18 protein-coding genes are annotated in these 16,649 nt (G+C 39.0%); 8 read left to right on the top strand and 10 right to left on the bottom strand.

Annotated features, from left to right (window positions below):
- Nucleotides 1-2: 2 nt before the first annotated feature.
- Together ACZ5YP_RS01425 and ACZ5YP_RS01420 are read right to left on the bottom strand one after the other, a co-directional pair.
- Entirely contained in the window at nt 3-716 is a 714-nt protein-coding gene (locus tag ACZ5YP_RS01425) for an HAD family hydrolase (RefSeq protein WP_464835471.1), read from the bottom strand.
- Complete coding sequence (locus ACZ5YP_RS01420) at nt 713-1,000, bottom strand: hypothetical protein (RefSeq protein WP_464835470.1); 288 nt, start codon at nt 998-1,000, stop codon at nt 713-715. The genes ACZ5YP_RS01425 and ACZ5YP_RS01420 overlap by 4 nt, the downstream gene beginning before the upstream one ends.
- A gap of 85 nt (nt 1,001-1,085) precedes the next feature.
- Between ACZ5YP_RS01420 and rqcH the strand changes: the two genes are divergently transcribed.
- Nucleotides 1,086-3,068 (top strand): ribosome rescue protein RqcH, encoded by a 1,983-nt coding sequence (gene rqcH / locus ACZ5YP_RS01415; RefSeq protein ID WP_464835469.1) that lies wholly within the window; start codon nt 1,086-1,088, stop codon nt 3,066-3,068.
- Nucleotides 3,069-3,218: 150 nt separating this feature from the next.
- Nucleotides 3,219-4,418, top strand: a complete 1,200-nt coding sequence (locus tag ACZ5YP_RS01410) for a methionine adenosyltransferase (protein WP_464835932.1) — start codon at nt 3,219-3,221, stop codon at nt 4,416-4,418.
- 2 nt (nt 4,419-4,420) lie between these two features.
- Here ACZ5YP_RS01410 and ACZ5YP_RS01405 read toward each other — a convergent pair whose 3' ends face one another.
- Nucleotides 4,421-6,316 carry a DUF460 domain-containing protein gene (locus ACZ5YP_RS01405; protein WP_464835468.1) on the bottom strand — a complete coding sequence of 632 codons (1,896 nt, stop codon included), beginning with the start codon at nt 6,314-6,316 and terminating at the stop codon, nt 4,421-4,423.
- 63 nt (nt 6,317-6,379) lie between these two features.
- Nucleotides 6,380-7,270, bottom strand: coding sequence for an RIO1 family regulatory kinase/ATPase domain-containing protein (locus ACZ5YP_RS01400; protein WP_464835467.1), 891 nt, complete (start codon nt 7,268-7,270; stop codon nt 6,380-6,382).
- A 66-nt stretch (nt 7,271-7,336) separates the two neighbouring features.
- Here ACZ5YP_RS01400 and ACZ5YP_RS01395 point away from each other — a divergent pair, with 66 nt between their 5' ends.
- Nucleotides 7,337-8,335, top strand: coding sequence for a PP-loop family protein (locus ACZ5YP_RS01395; protein ID WP_464835466.1), 999 nt, complete (start codon nt 7,337-7,339; stop codon nt 8,333-8,335).
- Between the two features lie 21 nt (nt 8,336-8,356).
- Here the strand turns inward: ACZ5YP_RS01395 and ACZ5YP_RS01390 are convergent, their stop codons facing one another.
- The gene (locus ACZ5YP_RS01390) at nt 8,357-9,715 is read right to left on the bottom strand and encodes a RuvB-like helicase (protein WP_464835465.1); all 1,359 of its coding nucleotides are present in this window, start codon (nt 9,713-9,715) and stop codon (nt 8,357-8,359) included.
- Between the two features lie 72 nt (nt 9,716-9,787).
- A complete protein-coding gene (locus ACZ5YP_RS01385) occupies nt 9,788-10,195 on the bottom strand; it encodes a Mov34/MPN/PAD-1 family protein (protein WP_464835464.1) in 408 nt (135 codons plus the stop codon).
- A gap of 76 nt (nt 10,196-10,271) precedes the next feature.
- Between ACZ5YP_RS01385 and ACZ5YP_RS01380 the strand changes: the two genes are divergently transcribed.
- Nucleotides 10,272-11,096: a hypothetical protein gene (locus tag ACZ5YP_RS01380; RefSeq protein ID WP_464835463.1), complete on the top strand. Its 825-nt coding sequence runs from the start codon at nt 10,272-10,274 to the stop codon at nt 11,094-11,096.
- A 59-nt stretch (nt 11,097-11,155) separates the two neighbouring features.
- Complete coding sequence (locus ACZ5YP_RS01375; RefSeq protein WP_464835462.1) at nt 11,156-11,650, top strand: hypothetical protein; 495 nt, start codon at nt 11,156-11,158, stop codon at nt 11,648-11,650.
- Between the two features lie 96 nt (nt 11,651-11,746).
- On the opposite strand, the gene ACZ5YP_RS01370 is transcribed toward ACZ5YP_RS01375, so the two are convergent.
- On the bottom strand, nt 11,747-12,154 hold the full coding sequence (locus ACZ5YP_RS01370) for a DUF2153 family protein (RefSeq protein ID WP_464835461.1): 408 nt from the start codon (nt 12,152-12,154) through the stop codon (nt 11,747-11,749).
- Nucleotides 12,155-12,249: 95 nt separating this feature from the next.
- Between ACZ5YP_RS01370 and galT the strand changes: the two genes are divergently transcribed.
- Nucleotides 12,250-13,260, top strand: coding sequence for a galactose-1-phosphate uridylyltransferase (galT, locus tag ACZ5YP_RS01365; protein WP_464835460.1), 1,011 nt, complete (start codon nt 12,250-12,252; stop codon nt 13,258-13,260).
- On the top strand, nt 13,257-14,513 hold the full coding sequence (locus ACZ5YP_RS01360) for a GHMP family kinase ATP-binding protein (protein WP_464835459.1): 1,257 nt from the start codon (nt 13,257-13,259) through the stop codon (nt 14,511-14,513). The genes galT and ACZ5YP_RS01360 overlap by 4 nt, the downstream gene beginning before the upstream one ends.
- Before the next feature lie 23 nt (nt 14,514-14,536).
- On the opposite strand, the gene ACZ5YP_RS01355 is transcribed toward ACZ5YP_RS01360, so the two are convergent.
- The 3 genes from ACZ5YP_RS01355 to ACZ5YP_RS01345 are packed head-to-tail and all read right to left on the bottom strand — an operon-like array spanning nt 14,537 to nt 15,802.
- Nucleotides 14,537-15,127 (bottom strand): MFS transporter, encoded by a 591-nt coding sequence (locus ACZ5YP_RS01355; protein ID WP_464835931.1) that lies wholly within the window; start codon nt 15,125-15,127, stop codon nt 14,537-14,539.
- 14 nt (nt 15,128-15,141) lie between these two features.
- Nucleotides 15,142-15,660, bottom strand: a complete 519-nt coding sequence (locus ACZ5YP_RS01350) for an IS200/IS605 family accessory protein TnpB-related protein (RefSeq protein ID WP_464835458.1) — start codon at nt 15,658-15,660, stop codon at nt 15,142-15,144.
- The gene (locus ACZ5YP_RS01345; protein WP_464835457.1) at nt 15,599-15,802 is read right to left on the bottom strand and encodes a beta-galactosidase; all 204 of its coding nucleotides are present in this window, start codon (nt 15,800-15,802) and stop codon (nt 15,599-15,601) included. The genes ACZ5YP_RS01350 and ACZ5YP_RS01345 overlap by 62 nt, the downstream gene beginning before the upstream one ends.
- A gap of 126 nt (nt 15,803-15,928) precedes the next feature.
- Here ACZ5YP_RS01345 and rnhB point away from each other — a divergent pair, with 126 nt between their 5' ends.
- The gene (gene rnhB / locus ACZ5YP_RS01340; protein ID WP_464835456.1) at nt 15,929-16,648 is read left to right on the top strand and encodes a ribonuclease HII; all 720 of its coding nucleotides are present in this window, start codon (nt 15,929-15,931) and stop codon (nt 16,646-16,648) included.
- Nucleotide 16,649 lies beyond the last annotated feature (1 nt).

The raw sequence follows: 16,649 nt of genomic DNA, 5'->3' as shown, positions 1-16,649 counted from the left end.
AATTATTCACCAAGTATCTTCTCGAGTACTGGAATTGCCTCTCTCAGAGAGTAGATAATGGTTAACCCAGGTATTTCCTCGCATGCTCTTATACTTTCAGAGCGGCGGGCGTATAAAATGGGTTTAATCCCAGATACATATGCACCTAGAACATCTCTACTACATGAATCTCCTATGTGTATTGCTTCAAAGGGTTTAACGCCAAGTGCATTCATTGCTATTTCAAATATGCGGGGATGTGGTTTTAAAACCTCGTAGTCAGCTGATGAAACAATAACATCTATATATCTGGATAAGCCAGCGTTTCCAAGTATTATTCTTAGTACACTACTCGAGAAGTGGGTATTTGTTACTAGTGCTGTCTTCAAGCCTCTGTTTTTAATGTATTCGAGGAGTTCGCGGGCGCCTTCTACAACGCGTGGTGTGTACTGGACTGCTCCGAATTCATATTCTACTGCAACTTCTTCGAGGAGGGGGTCGTTTGGATTAAAACCTAGTAGACTAGCAAGTAGTTTAGCGTAAACTCCTGGTTTAATTACACCTCTATAATCAACTAATACTCTATACGCTCTTGTAACTCTATCAATATCGATGTTTTTTACTCTACTCAGTGTTTTTGTAATTGACTCTAATTCCATCCTTGTATATGTCTCTATGGGGCCTGGTTCGGAGTATATGAGTGTATCCCATAAATCCAAGAATACTGCTTTAATCACTCTACAACACCAAGAAATCTAAATAACTCGTGTAGTAGAATAGTTGTTAGTAGCCATGTAGCGTAGAATGTAGCTAGCCCTCTAAAATAAACTTGAAATCTACTTGGAGGTTTATACTTGTAGACAATATATGGAATTGTAAAGTAGTATACGAGGATTGAAGCCGCCCAACCAATTCTAGATGCTTCAAGCGGACCTCTAAGCAAGTAGATAGCGTAGACTACAACTCCATACAGCAAGCCCACAATGAATCTATTCAATACTATTTTGTCTTCTATATTCACTTTTAACACCAAGGTCTATTTGTAGCTATAAAGAGAACTAGTTATTTAAATCTTGGTAGAGAAAACTGGTGACTGGCGATCAGTATTGCTCAAAAAAGCAATGGATATTATTGATCTATATGCATGGATTAAAAACCACCGAGAAGACCTAGTAGGCTGTTTCATTGATAATGCCTATAGAGCGAAATACTACTGGCTTTTAAAACTAAGATGTAGAGGAGAGAGTAGATTATTGAAAATAGAGCCCGGTCAAAGAATACATTTATCCATGGTTGAACCCGGAAGCAAAGACATTGACAATCTAGCTAGATTTCTAAGAGCACATGTAAGAGACACTAGAATTATCGGTATTGAAATGCCCTGGTGGGAGAGAATAATAGTTGTAAAAACCGGCAGGCATGAAAGAGAATTAATACACTACATCGAGCTGATTCCACGAGGACTCTGGGTAATAGCTAGTAGTGATGAAAAAATACTATATGCATCCAGATTTGAAGAATTCAAAGACAGAGTAGTAAAACCGGGCGTAAAATACACGCCACCCCCACTCAAAGGAGTAGGTCCAAGTGATAGAGAAACCCTGGTTACCGCGCTCTCAAAGGGCAAAGACCTTGTTCGAGGATTAGTGTATGGATGGGGCCTTCCCGGATACCTCGCCGAGGAAGTACTCTACAGAGCTGGTTTATACAATAGTAAAAACAAGAAGCCAAGCGAGATACAATTAAGTGACATAGAAAGATTGATTACAGAATACAATGGGTTAATTACAGAGTCAGAGCGGGGTAGAGGCTATATTGTTAAAAACGAAGATAGAATTGAATTTTACTCCCCCTACAAGCCATTATTGTTTAGTGAAGTATACAGCTACGAAGTAAGAGAATATGAAAAACTCGATGAAGCAATAGACTTGTATTTCACAGAATACGAAGCACAACTAGAAGTAGAAGAGAGAAAACGCGAATTAGAAAAACAATCAGAAACCTGGAAGAAGAGAATAGAAGAGCAGAAGAAAATAATTAACGAGTATGAAGTAGAATTAACCAGTATTACAAAACTCCTCGGAGTAATATATGAAAACTATGGATTAATCAACGAGGTATTTGAATGCATTGTTAAAACAAGGCGAGAAAAGGGGTGGGAGTATATAAGTGAATGTGGAGTTTCTAAATACGATGCTCGCAGTGGACTAGTATTTCTCCAGTTGAGCGGCGTTGAAATACCTCTCAGTATTCGTGAACCACTAGATAGACAAATACTTGAACTAGAAAAGAAGAGGGGAGAACTAGAAAAGAAACTAGTAAAAGCAAGACAAGTACTCGTTGAACTAGAACAGCAATCAATGCAGGTAGTACAAGAAGCAAGTAGAGTAGTCTATGCAAAGAATCCTCCGAGATACTGGTATGAAAAATACAGGTGGAGTATAACGAGAAACGGTTTTCTAGTTGTAGCAGGCCGTGATGCATCGCAAAACGAGGTATTGGTAAAGAAGTATCTTGGAGACAACGATATCTTTCTACACGCTGATATTCATGGAGCACCAGCTACAATACTATTTAAACACGGTAGAGAGCCAGGCGAAGAAGACATATTAGATGCAGCGTATATAGCTGGAGCCTACTCGAAAGCTTGGAAAGCAGGATTTAGCTACATAGATGTATTCTGGGTTAAAGGCTCCCAGGTATCTAAAACTCCTCCTTCAGGTGAATACATTGGAAAAGGAGCATTTATGATCTATGGTGAAAAATCATATGTAAAAACACCATTGAAGCTAGGGCTGGGATTGAGGTTTTTCTGTGACTCTATATATGGTGGCTATATAAAGCTATTTGCTGGCTCACCAGACGTCGTTAGAAAAACAAGTATTTCATACGTAGTCCTAGTACCCGGCGATGAAGAACTAAGAGAAGTATCAATCAAGATAAAGAAGCTACTCGTAGAGAAAGCGAGTGAGCGTGCAAACATGTATATAGAGTTGAGTGAGGAACAAATAGAACAGTATTTACCAGGGCCGTCTAGAATTATAGAACATGGTGTGGGAGAAGGCCTTGTAGAGTGTTATGAAACATAGTCGAGTAATACGTGTAGAGAAAAAGAAAAGAACTTTATTTATAAGTGATTATAGATTAATCAAGTATTTTGAATACATAGATTGCAACCCGGAGAATTAATGGTGTTTAGATTGGAGTTTCCCCGAAACATTGAAATAGAACTTCTCAAAATGCAGAGCGTTAGAGAAATGAGAGTAGAACTAGTAGAGAGAAAGGGATTGGGGCATCCAGACTATATAGCTGACTCTGCTAGCGAGGTGGCCTCAAGGGCGTTGTGTAAATACTACTTAAAGGAATTCGGCACTATTCTACACCACAATCTAGATAAAACACTACTAGTTGGAGGTCAGGCAAACCCGAGATTTGGTGGTGGAGAAGTAATAGAGCCAATATACATTATCGTTGCTGGAAGAGCGACAACTGAGGTAAGAACAAGCGATGGAATACACCAAATACCATTTGGAAAACTAGTAGTAGAATCCGTTAGAAACTGGATTAGACAAAACTTTAGATATCTAGACCCTGATTCACATGTAATAGTAGACTACATGATTAGAAAGGGTAGTGCAGACCTGATAACAGTATTCGAAGCTGGAAAACAAAGCTCACCACTAGCAAACGACACGAGTATTGGAGTAGGATTTGCTCCACTAACCACACTAGAACAACTAGTATTAGAAACAGAACGACTACTCAACAATAGAGAGTTTAAAAAGAAGTATCCTGGAGTAGGAGAAGACGTTAAAGTAATGGGTTTGAGAAGAGACAAGAAAATAGTGTTGACTATAGCAGCAGCAATTATAGACAGAGAAGTAGCTGACAAATACGAGTATTTAAAACTAAAAGAAGACGTAGTAGAAGAAGTTAGAAACCTCGCATACAAAATAGCACCTGAATTCAACGTCGAAGTATACATTAATACAGCTGACATACCAGAAAGAGACAGCTTCTACATTACAGTAACAGGTACATCAGCAGAACACGGAGATGACGGGCAAACTGGAAGAGGTAATAGAGCTAATGGATTAATAACTCCCATGAGACCTATAAGCATGGAGGCCACTGCCGGCAAAAACCCTGTTAACCACGTTGGCAAGATATACAATGTACTAGCTAGAATGATAGCTGAAAAAGTATACTCTGAACACAGCGATGTATTTAGTGATGTATATATTGAGCTCCTAAGCCAAATTGGTAAACCAATAGATAGACCATTAATTGCAAGCGTTAAGTTAATACCTAGAAATCCCGCAATAATGGAGATTCCAAGTCACATTAGAGAAGATGTAAGAGGAATAGTTGACGAATACCTTGCAAATATAAGACAAGTTACAGAGTTAATACTCAGTGATAAAGTAACCCTCTACTAGAACTATTCTGTTTTTCTCCTTGATTCCTGGTATTCTCTGATTAATCTACGAATTCTCTCTCTACGCTCTTTGTCTTCTAATTCCTCTATCTTCGCCCACAAACTCTTTATTTCATTTAATAACTCCGATCTAACTAGTACGTAATTGCCCAGGTCTAAAACCACTTCTCCAATTACAATGGGGACTCTAAACTCCTCCCATGATAAACCACTATCTTTGAGAGGTGTAATGATACCTGTCTTCATGTTTTTAGCGTATGTAATCGCCTGGTTTAGATTTAATGGATTGTCTAGGTATACTGGTTGACTACTACATACTTCTATACTACTTGATTTACAGGCGATAGTGTAGTGTCCACTAGCTGTTTCTATTAGTAGTTTTTCTAGTAGGGCTGCTTTATCCCTCAGGTATTCAATTATACGTGTTTTCTCTTCTAGTAGTCTACTCAGTGTTTCAACTTCTAACTGCAACTGGTTTATTTTTCTCTCGCATTCAACGCCGAGAGGCCTCTTTTTAAGGTATGCTAGTTCTAATTGGAGGTTTCTAACTTCCTCGTCTTTACGGGCTAGTTCGGCTTCTAGTTTCTTAACCATTTGTTCTAATTCGACTAGTCTAGTGTGGAGTCTACTGGTAGTGGGAGTTGTTGTTTCCGTGGGTGTGGGTTTTTCTTGTATTGTGTATTTTGGTTTAGTTTCGTTTTTCCACAGGATTTTCATGAATTCTTCTTCTAGGACTTCTGCGAGTGGTTTTCCACGAATAACTTGTGTTATTACTTCTTCTTTGTCGATTTCATCAATACCAGTTATTTTCGATAAAACCTCGTCTATTACTGGTTTGAAGTAGCCATATGCTTTTATAGCGGCTGCTAGTGCGTCTCTAGCGTGTGAGTCATCTACTTCTATATTGTATTTCTCAGTGTATTTTGCTACTATTTTTTGTTTTTCATCTACTGACATGTCTTTTTCAGGAGTGAATAATATTGCATCTAGTAGTGAAGAAATCTTTTTTACGTATTCAGGTGGTTTTTCAACGTCTACAGATACTATTATTGGCTTGCCGATTGCCAGTATTGATTCTATTATCAGCTCTCGATCAGGTGTTTTATAGCTCTTTACGAGAAGGGGCTTTCCCTCGAGGTCTAATACAGCAATACCAACATTTATACCGGGGTCGATGCCTAGAATAACTTTTTTCTTTGACTCTCTAGAGTATGAGACGTGTACACCCGGCTCTATTTTTACTTTGATGTTTTTATGTTCAAATCTAGACACTAGTTCTTGAACTCTCTCTAGTGGAGCGTACACTATGAAAAATCCTCGTTCGAGGCCGCCCTCGCTCTCTTTTACAACTAAATCATAGTCTAATTCGTTTTCGTCGAGTACTTCTTTGATTTCTTTTACTGCTTGTAGTACAGAGGCTCTTATACTCCTCTTAAACCTATCACTGCTTGATCCTCCCTGAACTGGAGTCCTTCCCTTTGAGACAATAATGTAGACTCTATCAGCGTGTAGTTTGATTTCTTTTCCAAACCCCCTCTCTGCAAGTAGTGCATTAACAAGTGCTGTTGTCAAGGGGTCTCCTGGAGCTGGGAGGCTTTGTTCTCTAGCTAAACTCTCTACATCTCTATATCCACTGGGAGTCCAGGTAACCTCGACTATTTTACACCATGATGGTATTAGCTTAGAGAGTTTAGCTATATCTCTCGTGCTTTTAGCTAGCTCGTATATGTTGTCAACTGCTATTATGTCTACATGGTGTTCTATAATCAACCTTATTACTCTATATAAGGGTACACTGTCAAATTTTGCAACTACTTCTCCATTTCGAGTTATTACTACAGCGTATCTTGGTACTCTCTTCGACCTCGGCGAATATCCTGGTATAATGTCGAGGCCCATAGTTGTTACTATGAGCTCACCCCGTGGAGAATTAGTGTTTAAGTGGTTAATTAAATTGTTTCACTACTGGTTCTTTTCGGTTTTCAAGATATTGTTGAGTGCTTCTTCTGGATTAATATTTAACTTGTAGACCTTATTGAAGAATTTTACAATATAGTATACATCTCTCTTCAAGAGATCTGGTGCTGATGGGTCATCGCTGTATACGTATTGAGGCCAGTCTATTATAAATGGCGACTCATCTTCTTTTCTAATGAGTACATTGTACTCGCTGAGATCACCATGTACAATTTTCACTTTGTGGTATGCTATTGAAATAGTCTCTAGGATCTTGGATAAAACAAGCTCGGGGTTTTCTAGTTCTGGTCTTTCATATAATTCTACTCCATCAATAAATTCTGTTACAACGACGTGTCTATTATAGCCAATTGGTTTTGGAACTAGTGCTCCATGAGGGTGGAGTTCTAAGAGTGCTTTGTATTCTCTCTCAGCAGCTATTTTTGATTGTTGATACCAAGATATTGATTTATCACGAGCCCATGCTCTTACACGAGCTGTTTGTCTAAAACTCGTTCTACCAATTCTAATAAATTTAATTGCTACTTGCACGCCGCCTGGTGCTAGCCCGAGATATATCTCGCTTTCTTTACCAGTTCCTACTTTGTCTCCAATAGCCTCGATCACGTTTGCTTTGGCTAGAGCTCTAATTGCGAGTACATCATAGCCCAGTGTTGTCAATCTATACATTTTTTCCCCGGATATCGTCTCGCGTTTAACGAGTTTTAAATCGTGTAGTTTCCTCAATATCAACTGTAATTTCTCTTCGTGTATACCACTTAGTTTTTCAAGTAGCTGTAGTGGAGCATACTCTCTATCAACAAGTGCTTTTTCAAGCGATGCAAGAACTTTAAAGTCTTCGTCTACAAGGCTTTTATATACTTCTCCAATAAGCACTCTCAACACCTTGAAAATAAATCATTATATGGGCTATAATAATCTAAATTGTTCTCGGTGTAGTAGATGAGTGTATTGATAAGCGCTAATCCGAGAGTACAGTGTAAGAAGTGTGGGCGGCCGGCAACTGTAAGAATACGATATGCTAAACTCAATTTGTGTAGTGAACACTTTACAGAGTATATTGAAGAAAGAGTTGCAAAAACTATTGAGAGATATAAAATGCATAGTGATCTAAAAAAACTACTTATAGGTGTATCGGGAGGAAAAGACAGTATGAGTTTACTCTATATTCTATCAAAACTGAAAAGTAGATACAATATTGAAATTGTATGCCTCCACATTGATCTAGGATTAAACAACTACTCGGAAGAATCAAAATCAATAATTATAGAAGCTAGTAGAGAACTGGGAATACCCTGTCTAATAATCTCACTAAAAGACTTAATTGGTTATACTCTACCCGAGCTAGTCGAGAAATCTAAAAGGCCTCCTTGTAGTCTCTGTGGAATGTTAAAACGATATGTATTAAACCTCGTGGGATTGGAAATAGGGGCTGACGCGATAGCTCTGGGACATCATTTAGACGATATTTTATCTTTTGCATTAAAAGACTTTCTACTCCAAGACCTAGTAGACTTCTCGAAAATGACTCCTATAACTCCTGGTATTCCAGGAGTAGCTGCAAAGAGAATTAAACCACTATATGAAGTATATGAAAGCGACTTAGAACTATATGCAAAACTGAAAAATATAAGAGTAGTGGGTGCAAACTGCCCGTTTAAATACAGAGACCCGATTACAACCAGTGCTCGTAAAATGCTAGATGAACTAGAAGAATATGCACCAGGCTTTAAAATATCTCTCTCACGGAAACTCGCGCGTAATGCTAGTAGATATGTTCAGGGAGAGAGCATTATTCTATGTAAATACTGTGGTATGCCGTCTTCTAGTGGAATATGTGGTTTCTGCAAGTTAACTATGAAGGTTATGGGTGAGCCAAAGGGGCGTGAAGCCAGAGAAAAAATAAGAAAACTAGTTGATTCAAGTAGTTTTAATAATTAATAGAAGAGTGGATTAACCAGTCTACTTTAAAAACTTCTCTTCGTATTGTCTAAGATATTCAACACTTGTTGATACATCTATGAATAGTTTAGATGCTTTTTCAATGTCTTCAACATCTATTTTATCTGATCCCCTGGATTCAGCAATTATTCTAGCTGGCTCCATTAACTGCACTGCGTATCTTAGACTCTTCTTTACGCCTAGATCTACTAGTTTCTCGAGTGCCTGCTTGGTTAATTCAACCTCCATTTCTTCAGCTCTAATTTTTATAATTTCACGTATTTCCTCGGCATTGTACGGTCTGGTTGGTATAATTAATAATCTGTCGAGTAGGTCTAGTGGCATTCCATGTGGGGATTCTATATCTGTTCCTCTGATCTTGGCGAATCCCCTATTAGTTGCAAGTATTAGTATTGGCGCGAACTCGGCCTCCATAGCTCTTGTTAGAAAGCTAAAGGCTTCTATATCAAGCATGTGTGCATCGTCAATGAATAAAACACCTGGTACTAGCTCTGCTTTCTTCTCGTCTAGCCACTTCTTTACTGTTTCATCTACTTGTCTTCTAACCTCGCTTGGAATTTCTCTTTCAAATGTCAATCCGAAGAAGCTAACTATGCTTCTCTGAGCTGCAAAGTAAGTGTCTAGTTCGTGGAGTGATACAACTGTTACTATTTCTTTCTCTTTTTTCACGGGGCCTTTGGGTATTTCAACTACCTTTTTTACTTCTATATCATATGTTCTTGCTCCTTCAACCTCTCTTGTTTTTCCAACTCTGTGGACTCTACCTGTCTCAGCGTCTATCCAGATAACGTCGCCTTTACGTATACCTAGTTCGAGGAGTTGTTGTGCTACTTCTTCTGGAACGGTTAGTGTTAACTCTTCGTCTTTTGTTGCAAGTGTTATTCTAGCCTCTACGATCATAGCGTAATATGGCATTAGTGGATGGCGTGCTCTCCTGTACTTTACCTCTTTTACTACTCCTTCATAGACTTTTCTAACCTCTCTAATTCTAACACCAAGTGCTTTTCTAACGGCTTCCATTAAAACCTCTGTCTTTTTACGCTCTGTACTATAGATTTCACTACCACTCATCATAACGAATGGCGTGTCTTCACCCAGCTCTCTAGCAATTGCTACTGCTAGTGCTGTTTTACCTGTTCCAGGTGGTCCAACTAGCAGTATTCCCCTACCGGCGAGCTTGCCCTCTCTAATCATTTTAACAACTATTCCAGCTGCTTCTCTCGCCTCTGTTTGTCCAACCAATCCGTCTGCTACAAATATAGCTTTGCCGTTCTCGTCTAGGCCTAGGCCTCGTATGTGGCTGTGTGCTGATATTCTACGTCTACTAGGGGATTCAACTCTTATACCAATACCACTCATTATAGAACACCATGTTGTTTACGGTGCTTCCACTAATATAATAATACAAAAATAACATGGTGTTTAATAACTTTAATTAACTAGAACCACCTCTACTCGTTTAACCCCGCCATCTACGAGAATCCAAGCCGCGTATTCACCACTACGAGAATCTATTATCAACCATGGATAACGCCATGTCTTCATACCCTCTAGATCCAGGTAGCTGGGTTTGGGGCTTGCTGGGTGAGAGTGTATTAAGACAACTAGTTGTAGCCCTCTTCTCTCACTCCTAGTTAAAACGTTGTATAAGCAGATAGGGTCTGCTTTAAAGGATACATATGGGTTTTCAGCTATATTCGGGCATTCTTCGACTACTTCAACTAGTACTTCACTGTTTCCCTTATATCCAAGTCCAATATAGATTTTTTCTAGAGGCGATGAAATTGATTCCTCGACGGGTCTGTTTAGAATACTCTTTTTAAAAACTATTCTTTCCATAACAGCACCTTTAAAACCCAATTTCACTATATGTAAGTGGAGTGTATTTAGGTCAACAATGAAGGAGTGGTGTATAGTGAAAAAAATAGTTGAAGACTTAATTAAAAGACTTGATTATCTCGCATTGAAGCTACGTGAATCCGGGTTTGATAATTGGGCTCTCTCTTCTATAATGGATATAAAAGAAGAGATTTCACATTCTAAAACCCCTATTGGCTTCTCTAGGAGGATATGGGATAAATACGTATTAATTGTCTTGCTCATTGAGGAAGCAGTGAAAATAGCTGGCAGACGGGACTACGACTACGTTGTATACAATTTAATACCATCGCTTCGAGAGCAAATTAGAGAGTTTAGAGATATGCTTGAAAAAACACATTTAATTGAGAGAATACAACTTGCTCTCCCACTGGTTCTTGGAGTAATATATGGTTTAATCAAGATTGTAGAAGAGGGCTTACTAGAAAACCTCTACTTATTTATTGCTATTGCTCTATCAGCAATTGCTCCAATACTTGGACAAATATATGGTTTAATAGCGACTGGTATTCTCGGAGTAGTATTCATACTACTAGGTGGAGATTTAAGCTCTATTTTAACCGGTGGACTTCTACTCGTTGTTTCAGGTTTATACGTCTACATTATATACTTTACCAGGTCACATAAATTCGCATTGAAAATACAAGAAGCAATTGAAGGCGTTGATAAAGCAGTATCATTTGCACTCGAGAAAACAAGTATTGATGTCAACAAGGCAGCGGGTGAATTAATAAATACCCAAGGGTTTAAAGTAGAACAGGCGGGTATATTTGCATTTATTGATCCAATGGAGTTATTAATGTATAAAGCCAGAATACTACTAGCACACAGACCAGTAATTACCACCCAGCAAAATCAATAATATAAGACCCCTACGTGAAATAGGTATATAGAGCCCCTTGATTAAGAGAGGTGGATTGTATGGGTGGATTAAAGAAACCAAAAGTATCTGGTCAGCAGCAAGCAGGTAGTAGTGAAAAAGGAAAGGAAATACGTATAGTTGCTAAACCAGTAGTAACAGTTAACGATGTAGTGAAAAACCCGAGAGCAATAAAACTCCTCTACATAGTCTCACTAGCGTCAAGTGGTATAAGCGAGAAGGCACTAGCAAACCTAGTCTACTTAATAGACAAAGAGAAGGGGAAGTTATTTGGCTATAACTATACATTGATAGGGGATACGCCAACAAGCAAAGAACTACTAAATGATTTAACATCACTTAAATACACTGGTCTAGTAGAACTATCACTCAAAAACAAAAAGCTATACATTACAAGTAGCGGTAAAGAAGTACTTGAAAAAACAATTGAATCAATAAAGAGCGATGTTGAAGAACTAAGAAAAGCCTATGAAGAGATATGGCCGAGAGTTGCACCAATAGATGTAGAAGCTGGATTGAAAGCATCAAAGCGTTGAAGTAAACACATATTATACGACAACTTGTTTTCCACTATATATTTTGTAGATACATACAATAGTTAGGGAAACCTTGTTTAAAAACAGCTGGCTCTTCTAGATAATTGGTGTAGGCGGCCTCCTCCTACTCTCTTTTTCTTCACGTGTCAGTCTAAGTGTAAACAAAGGGTTTATACCATCTGATTCTTCTAGTTTCTTTAAGTGTTCAGCGAATTTCGACGTGTGCTCGATGTCTAAGTCTATTAGTTTATAGAATATTTCTCTTAGCTGACTCCATAATTCAACCAGCATTTCACGAGGCATGTGTGTGGTTATCATGGGGTCTTTTAACCAATTGTCAAATGCTTCTATTGTTTTCTCCATGTGTTGAAATGCTAGTCTTGATAGAGTGATTAGTGTTAGTCTATCAGCTGTTTCATAGTCTTTTTCAGCCTTCATAAACAAGTCTTTTGTTTCTTTCTGTCTTTTAACCCATGCATCTAGATTATCATAGAAAGACGACATTTCAATCAACCCTAGACTATGTTTACACTTAGATATAGCCTACTATATATTTTATATCTCCATGTACCATAATATTAATTAGGGTTGAATGCGTAATGCACGAAGTAAGATTTAATCCATTAATTAATCAATGGATAATTGTAGCTAAGCATAGAGCGGTTAGACCTTGGAGACCAGAGGAGAAACAAACCTCGTTCCAGTGTCCCTTCTGCCCGGGAGCGCCTGAATTAAAACACTTGGATAAATGGGACGTGGTTGTTTTACCAAATAAATATCCTGCTTTGATTCCCAATCCCCCCAGTGTTGAACAAGAAGAGTTTTCGCTCTATACCAAGAGAGAAGCACGTGGTATTGCAGAAGTAGTCGTTGAAACACCTAGCCACGAGGGTGATTTATACACTCTAAGCCTCGACCATGCAGTTAGAGTTGTAGAAGCCTATAGAAGCGAAGTTTTAAAACTAAGTAGTCTAGACTTCATAGAATACGTAGCTGTATTTAGAAATAAGGGCAAGGAGATAGGAGTATCTCTCACACACCCACACTCACAGATTTACGCTCTGCCCTTTATTCCACCACGTATAAAGCAGGAAATAGAGTCTTTTAGAGAATACCGGGAGAAGACTGGTTCTTGTCTACTATGCGATATTGTAAAATATGAATTAAACTACAAGAAGAGATTGATTTACTCAAACGACGAGTTCATAGTGTTAATTCCACACTATGCAATGTGGCCTTACGAAGTCCACGTTTATCCATTAAAACACATTAAGTCATTGAGAGACTTTAACGAGAGGGAAATTAGAGCGCTAGCAGATGCCTTGCGTGTTGTAACAGCAATGTACACAGTGCTCTTAGAGAGAGATGCTCCATATATAATGGCCTTCCACGACCACCCAGCAAAAGGTAGTTATGAATACCACTTCCACGTAGAGTTCTACCAGCCGTATAGAGATAAAGAGAAGTTAAAATACGCTGCTGGAATCGAGTGGGGCTACTGGGTTTTTACATATGATGGTGTCCCGGAGGAGAGAGCAGTTGAACTGCGAGAGGCATGTAGAAAAACTGTATCATTGTTAGACGATGTCATGGGGAGGTGTTTTGAATGAATATACTTGAATACATAGAAACCAGGTTTCAAGAGTTCTTTAATAGAAAACCGGAAGTTATAGCGTCAGCTCCCGGTAGACTAGACTTTCTCAATACTCATCAAGACTATAAGGGTTTGCCAGTAGTATCGGTTGCTATAAATAAGAGAACATATATTGCTGTCTCCCGCTCTAACACCACTCAAATTGTATCGTTAAACCTCTGCGTGGAAAACCAGCCTTGCATTGATGAATTCAGCGTGGAAAACCCTGTTTTAAAGGGTGGGGGCTGGTTTGGAGACTACATTAGATCAGTTGTATTAGTGTTAAAAAACAAACTTGGAGTAACTGGAGAATTCAATATGTTGATATATAGCGATATACCAGTTGCATCTGGATTGGCTAGTAGTGCAGCACTCCAAGTCTCAGCTGTAAAAGCACTGTCAGAATTGTGGGGATTTAACCTGAGTAGAGGGGAAATTGCAGAGCTGGCATATACTAGTGAACACGATGTTATGGGTATACCTTGTGGTAGACTGGACCAGTATGGATCGGCGTTTGGCTACATCTCGAGAATTGAAACCAAACCACCATATAGAGTATCAACTCTAAAAACACAATTATTTAAATTCGTAGCAGTAAACTCTGGTATAAAACACTCTACTGGAGCAATTCACCCGGTAAGAATATACGAGATTAAAAGAGGAATAGAACAACTATTAAAACAAGAACTGCCAGTGGAAGTAAAGAAACTACTGAGTACAAATATATATGAAGTAAAATGGGAGGAGTTGTCAATTGAAGACATAAAGCCATACATTGAGAAACTAGATGAAACACCGAGAAAGAGAATATTGTTTACACTAAAAATGAATTACAGTACAAGACTAGCACTAGAGTTAATTGAAAATCCAAGCCGTAGTAAACTGAGAGAAGTAGAAGAATACCTTAGTAGAGAGTGTAGTAAATGCCTTGAAGAAGCAGATAGTGCAAGTAGCCATCAACTAAAACTACTCGGAGGACTAGTAAACTATCAACACGTACTACTAAGAGATTTATATGATGTAAGTCTACCACAACTAGAAGAAATAAGGAGAAAAGCACTTGAAGCAGGAGCATTTGCAGTTAAAATAAGTGGTGCTGGACTGGGCGGCGCACTACTAGCAATGGTTGAAGACGGATCTAGAGGCTTAAACGTAGTGAGAGAAACCAGTCGAATAACAAGTGGGTCTTGGCTTGTTGAAATAGATGAGGGGGTAAGAAGGGAAAAATAGAGTATGCAAGAACAAGCAAGATACTATTTTACCCCGGCGCGCTCAGCAAGGATTTTTCTTAGTTTCTCTCTATCTCTCTTATATGTCTTTAGTGCCGGTAGCCATAGTAGAGCACATGGTATCCATAATAGGGTTACAGCTATTAGTCCCTGATACATTCCACCAAGAGCCATTATAAGTGTACCCGCTAGTAGAGGCCCTATTGCAGAACCTATATTATCGGTTATATTGAAGATTCCAAATATTGTACCTCTGTGTTCTGGAAGAGTAATCTCGCTTAGTACAGCCGGTACGTTTGGAGCTGCAAATGTTACAAAGACCATTCCGAGTAGAGATAGTAGAATAACTGGTAGCAATACATTTAAATCTGTAACGCCGTGTGGATATGGATAACTCAGTAGCACAACAGTGGTAGCCGTTCCAATCAATATACCGGTGAATGGAATTAGTAGTCTAGCATTGACATAGCCCTTCTTTAACAAGTGATCTGTTAGTAAACCAGAAATAAAGTATCCAAACATCATGCCGAGACCTGCAGCAAAGACTATTAGTGTTGCAGTAGCTGGGTCAAGGCCCCATTGTTGCTGGAAGTATGTTGGAGCCCAGTATGGTATTGCACCGTTTGTCCCTAGATGCTTGTTGATATGGATTTATTTTTATTGGTTGCATCTAGGGACTTCCACCTTGCCCACAGTGGTTTTTTGACCACTGTGGGGTCATGGGTGGCGGTTGAGCCCAACGGCATGGGGCTCCCATCTACGGGTAAAAGCCCTAGAGGGCTTGGAGCAATGCTCCCATCACCCCCTAGGGCTTTGAAAAACAGATTCCAACATGCAACAACATCTCTATGCCATAGTTCGTTTCCTTTACTACATTTGCCGATTCGAGAGCCATTGTAGGTTATTTCGGCGTTGTGTGTTGGACACAGCTTCGAAGTATACTTGGGGTCTACGTAGAACACGGGAACTCCTAGCTCCCTGGCTTTCTCCTCAATTGCCTTTTGAATTCCTTTAAATGATGCTTGGTATATCCTGTGCCTCAACTGTTTGTCTTTAAACTTCTTAATCATGTTGCCAGGTGGGTTTTTACCGAGCTTCTCGAGGACAATAGTGTAGTGTTTCTCGTAGGCACGAGTCGTCGAAGACAACAATGTCTTCTCTTGGTGAATGCCAGTTCCAGGGGATGTAAGTAGATACACAGTTTCCACCAGCTCTCTTTAATTTGAGTAGTCTATCACGCCAGAGGGGTTTGGGGACTCTAAAGTAGTGTATTTCTCCACATAAATACATAGATAACACCTAGGTAGAGTAATTCTCTTTGAGGTATTAAGGCGTGAAGTGCGTGTTTTACTATGAGCTGATTCAATAGAAATACTATATAGGCTTTATAGTGGAAAATAATGAGTGGTTGTAGAAATGGATAGTGATAACACAGTGATTATTGGAATAGACGAGGCTGGTAGAGGCCCACTCATAGGGGACATGGTTGTATCGGGAGTAGTAGCTAGAGAGAGTGTTCTCAAAGAACTAATTGGTAAGGGACTAGCAGATAGTAAACAATTAACGCCGAGTGATAGATATAGAATCTTTCTTGAAGCACTGAGTAAGGGGGTTGTTGTAGTATCTATCTATATTCCTCCGTGGAGGATAGATAGAGAGAATTTAAACGACCTTGAATTAAAAGCAATGGAGAATATATTGAGGATCCTGGTTAAAATAGTAAAACCCCAACCGAATACACAGGTAAAAATATATGTTGATGAAGTAAAGGGTAGAAGTAGTTTACTGGACAACTACTCAAAGAAGTTATTGAAAAACCAAGTGGAGTTTAAAATGGAGGCTAAAGCAGACGTGCTTTATTCAATTGTATCTCTTGCAAGTATTTTCGCCAAGGTATTTAGAGATGTAAACCTCAATGCACTGAGAAAGCTAGTTGGAGATTTTGGTTCTGGTTATCCAGTGGATCCTCAGACAATAGAGTGGTTTAAAAATACTTATAGAGAGAATAAACCACCACCAGTTTTTCTAAGGAGGTCTTGGAGTAATCTAAAGAATTTAGCCCCTAAATGGTATCAAGAAAAAGGCAGGGAGGGTAAACCGGGATACAAAAGCCTCTTTGACTTTGCTAAACGGTGAA

Source organism: Sulfophobococcus zilligii, assembly GCF_055398255.1.
This window is presented reverse-complemented; position numbering and strand designations above follow the sequence as displayed.

Coding starts and splice junctions, on each gene's coding strand:
- ACZ5YP_RS01410 (WP_464835932.1), top strand. CDS start 3,219: ATGCAGAGCGTTAGAGAAATGAGAGTAGAACTAGTAGAGAGAAAGGGA.
- ACZ5YP_RS01405 (WP_464835468.1), bottom strand. CDS start 6,316: ATGGGCCTCGACATTATACCAGGATATTCGCCGAGGTCGAAGAGAGTA.
- ACZ5YP_RS01395 (WP_464835466.1), top strand. CDS start 7,337: ATGAGTGTATTGATAAGCGCTAATCCGAGAGTACAGTGTAAGAAGTGT.
- ACZ5YP_RS01390 (WP_464835465.1), bottom strand. CDS start 9,715: ATGAGTGGTATTGGTATAAGAGTTGAATCCCCTAGTAGACGTAGAATA.
- ACZ5YP_RS01385 (WP_464835464.1), bottom strand. CDS start 10,195: ATGGAAAGAATAGTTTTTAAAAAGAGTATTCTAAACAGACCCGTCGAG.
- ACZ5YP_RS01375 (WP_464835462.1), top strand. CDS start 11,156: ATGGGTGGATTAAAGAAACCAAAAGTATCTGGTCAGCAGCAAGCAGGT.
- ACZ5YP_RS01370 (WP_464835461.1), bottom strand. CDS start 12,154: ATGTCGTCTTTCTATGATAATCTAGATGCATGGGTTAAAAGACAGAAA.
- galT (WP_464835460.1), top strand. CDS start 12,250: ATGCACGAAGTAAGATTTAATCCATTAATTAATCAATGGATAATTGTA.
- ACZ5YP_RS01360 (WP_464835459.1), top strand. CDS start 13,257: ATGAATATACTTGAATACATAGAAACCAGGTTTCAAGAGTTCTTTAAT.
- ACZ5YP_RS01345 (WP_464835457.1), bottom strand. CDS start 15,802: ATGTATTTATGTGGAGAAATACACTACTTTAGAGTCCCCAAACCCCTC.
- rnhB (WP_464835456.1), top strand. CDS start 15,929: ATGGATAGTGATAACACAGTGATTATTGGAATAGACGAGGCTGGTAGA.